This is a genomic window from Streptomyces sp. P5F9, assembly GCF_057961495.1.
On the sequence record NZ_JBXVPZ010000701.1, the window covers coordinates 1 to 3,532 of the forward strand.

Below are 3,532 nucleotides of genomic sequence, written 5' to 3' on the forward strand. Positions count from 1 at the left end.
CCACCGGCCCCACACCCCTCACGCCCCGGCAACGGCGCCTCGCCCGGAGAGTCCTGACCCCATGTTCCGCTTCCTTGTCCGCCGTACGATCGGCGCGCTGGTCATTCTGCTGATCATCAGCGCCATCACCTTCTGGCTCTTCTACGCCGTCCCGCGTGACCCGGCCATGATGTCCTGCGGCAAGAACTGCACGCCGGCCTCGCTCGCGCAGATCCGGCACAACCTGGGCATCGACCACCCGATCCCGGTCCAGTACTGGGACTGGCTGAAGGCCATCTTCGTCGGGCGTGACTACAGCGGCTTCGGACACTGCAACGCTCCGTGCCTCGGCTACTCCTTCGCCAACAACGAGCCCGTCTTCGGCACGATCATGGACCGGCTGCCGCTGACCCTCTCGCTGGCCTTCGGCTCGGCTGTCATCTTCCTGACCTTCGGTGTCGGCACGGGCATGATCGCCGCCCTGAAGCAGGGCAAGTTCCTGGACAAGTTCGCGACCTCGGCGTCGCTGCTCGGCTCCTCGCTCCAGATCTACTTCGTCGGCTACATCGCGCTGTACTTCCTGGTCTTCAAGGCGGGCATCCTCGACCAGCCCTCGTACACGCCGCTGACCGAGAACCCCGTCTCCTGGTTCTCCGGCCTGCTCCTGCCGTGGATCGTGCTGTCGATCATCTTCACCGCCAACTACACCCGCATGGCCCGCTCCCAGCTCGTCGAGCAGCTCACCGAGGACTACGTCCGCACCGCCCGCGCCAAGGGCCTCTCGCGCACGAACGTGTTCCTGCGCTTCGCCTGGCGCGGCGCCATGGGCCCGATCGTCACCGTGTTCGGCATCGACCTGGGCACCCTGATCGGCGGCGCGATCATCACCGAGCAGGTCTTCAGCCTCCAGGGCATCGGCCGGCTCGCGGTGACCTCCGTCAACCAGAGCGACCTGCCGATGCTGCTCGGCGTCACCGTGCTGGCGGCCGCCGCGATCGTCTTCTTCAACATCATCGTCGACGCCGCCTACGCCTTCATCGACCCGCGGATCCGGCTCGCCTGACCCTCCGGCCGTACCCCCTACCCCCCGCATCGCCCCCAGGAGCGTCTCCGTGACGAGCACCGATCAGCAGCCCTTCCTCTCCGTCAGGGATCTCAAAGTCCACTTCTCCACCGAGGACGGCATCGTCAAGGCCGTCGACGGGCTCTCCTTCGACCTCGCCAAGGGCAAGACGCTCGGCATCGTCGGTGAGTCGGGCTCCGGCAAGTCCGTCACCAACCTGACGATCCTGGGCCTCCACGACCGCGACCGTACGGCGATCGAGGGCGAGATCCTGCTCGACGACAAGGAGCTGCTCACCGCGAGCGAGCGGGAACTGGAGCGGCTCCGCGGCAACAAGATGTCCATGATCTTCCAGGACGCGCTGGCCTCGCTGTCGCCGTACCACACGGTCGGCAAGCAGATCAGCGAGGTGTACCGCAAGCACACCGGAGCCTCCAAGAAGGAGTCCCGCGAGCGGGCGATCGAGATGCTGAAGCGGGTCGGGATCCCCCAGCCCGAGGTCCGGGTGGACGACTACCCGCACCTGTTCTCGGGCGGTATGCGCCAGCGCGCGATGATCGCCATGGCGCTGGTCTGCGACCCCGAGCTGCTGATCGCCGACGAGCCGACGACGGCCCTCGACGTGACGGTCCAGGCCCAGATCATGGACCTGCTGAAGGACCTCCAGCAGGAGTTCGGCACCGCCATCGTGTTCATCACGCACGACCTCGGCGTCATCGCCGACATCGCCGACGACGTCCTCGTGATGTACGGCGGCCGGTGCGTGGAGCGCGGCACCAAGAAGGAGGTGCTGACGGACCCGCAGCACCCCTACACCCTCGGTCTGCTCAGCTCCATGCCGAGCCTCGAAGGACCGGTCGACGTGCCGCTGATGCCGATCCCGGGCTCGCCGCCCTCGCTGCTCAATCCGCCGTCCGGCTGCCGCTTCCACCCGCGCTGCACCTTCGCCGAGAAGGTCGAGGGCGGCCTGTGCTCCAGCGAGCGGCCCGTGCTGGAGGTGGTCGACGGCCGGGGTTCCGCCTGCCACCTCAGCACCGCGCAGCGCCAGGAACTCTTCGCCGACCTTCTCGCCGTAGCCCAGCACAACTGACGTACTAGAAACGGGACTTCCCATCATGAGCAACGCGATCCCCCTCCTGGACGTCAGCGGGCTGACCAAACACTTCCCGATCAAGGGCGGCTTCCCGATCCGGCGTACGGTCGGTGCCGTGCAGGCCGTCGACGGGCTGGACTTCCAGGTCGGCGAGGGCGAGAGCCTGGGCCTGGTCGGCGAGTCGGGCTGCGGCAAATCGACGACGGGCCGCCTGATCACCCGCCTATTGGAGCCGACCGGCGGCAAGATCACCTACCGCGGCCAGGACATCACCCACGCGGGCCGCAAGCAGCTGGCGCCCATCCGGTCCGAGATCCAGATGATCTTCCAGGACCCGTACGCCTCGCTGAACCCGCGGCAGACGGTCGGCAAGATCGTGGCCGGCCCGATGGAGATCAACGACATCAACCCGGCCGGCGGCCGCGAGGCCCGCGTCCGCGAGCTGCTGGAGATCGTCGGTCTCAACCCCGAGCACTACAACCGCTTCCCGCACGAGTTCTCCGGCGGCCAGCGCCAACGCATCGGTGTCGCCCGCGCGTTGGCCCTCGAACCGAAGCTGATCGTCGCGGACGAGCCGGTGTCGGCGCTGGACGTGTCGATCCAGGCGCAGGTCGTGAACCTGCTCCAGAAGGTCCAGAAGGAACTCGGCATCGCGTTCGTGTTCATCGCCCACGACCTGGCGATCGTCCGGCACTTCTCACAGCGAGTCGCGGTAATGTACCTCGGCAAGATCGTGGAGATCGCCGACCGCGACGACCTGTACGGCAACCCGCGCCACCCCTATACGCGGGCCCTGTTGTCCGCCGTGCCCGAGGCCACGGTGGACGAGACGCCCGCCCGGGACCGCATCCGGCTGGTCGGTGACGTGCCGTCGCCGATCAACCCGCCCACGGGCTGCCGTTTCCGTACCCGTTGCTGGAAGGCGACGGAGAAGTGCGCGACGGAGGCTCCGCCGCTGGTACAGGCCGAGGGCAACAAGCCCGGCCACCTGACCGCATGCCACTACCCCGAGACGGCGGACACCGTTCCGGCACCCCGTCTCTCCAAGGACCCCGAGGCGGCGGCCTGACACACCCCTTTAGTCAGCCGCCCCCTTCAGGAACGGACTTTCACCGGCCCATTGACCCGAGCCCATGAATGTCCGATCCAGGGGACGAAGGCCCGCGCCCACCCAGGCGCGGGCCTTCGCCATGAACGGGCGGTCCGGGGTCCGGCGTGACACACTGCCGCGGTGGTTGATCGTTCGTTCGCGGATCCCTCGCTCGCAGCGCTGTACGACACCCTCAACCCGTGGGGGCCCGGCGAGGACTTCTGTCTCGGGTTGGTCATGTCCGCCGGCTCCGTGCTCGATGTCGGGTGCGGTACCGGGCGGTTGCTCGGGCGGGCCCGGCGGGAGG

3 protein-coding genes and 1 pseudogene are annotated in these 3,532 nt (G+C 68.0%); all 4 read left to right on the forward strand.

The features are described from left to right. The first annotated feature begins 61 nt into the window (after window positions 1-61). Entirely contained in the window at window positions 62-1,042 is a 981-nt protein-coding gene (locus tag AC31A1_RS48710; protein WP_033286820.1) for an ABC transporter permease, read from the forward strand. A gap of 49 nt (window positions 1,043-1,091) precedes the next feature. After that, on the forward strand, window positions 1,092-2,132 hold the full coding sequence (locus tag AC31A1_RS48715; RefSeq protein ID WP_489659478.1) for an ABC transporter ATP-binding protein: 1,041 nt from the start codon (window positions 1,092-1,094) through the stop codon (window positions 2,130-2,132). Window positions 2,133-2,157: 25 nt separating this feature from the next. Further along, the gene (locus AC31A1_RS48720; protein ID WP_489659479.1) at window positions 2,158-3,204 is read left to right on the forward strand and encodes an ABC transporter ATP-binding protein; all 1,047 of its coding nucleotides are present in this window, start codon (window positions 2,158-2,160) and stop codon (window positions 3,202-3,204) included. A gap of 162 nt (window positions 3,205-3,366) precedes the next feature. After that, window positions 3,367-3,532: pseudogene (locus tag AC31A1_RS48725) on the forward strand (SAM-dependent methyltransferase); the annotation flags it as partial.

Bases quoted from the DNA above. Each gene is read 5' to 3' on its own strand.
- AC31A1_RS48710 (WP_033286820.1), top strand. From the start codon at position 62: ATGTTCCGCTTCCTTGTCCGCCGTACGATCGGCGCGCTGGTCATTCTG.
- AC31A1_RS48720 (WP_489659479.1), top strand. From the start codon at position 2,158: ATGAGCAACGCGATCCCCCTCCTGGACGTCAGCGGGCTGACCAAACAC.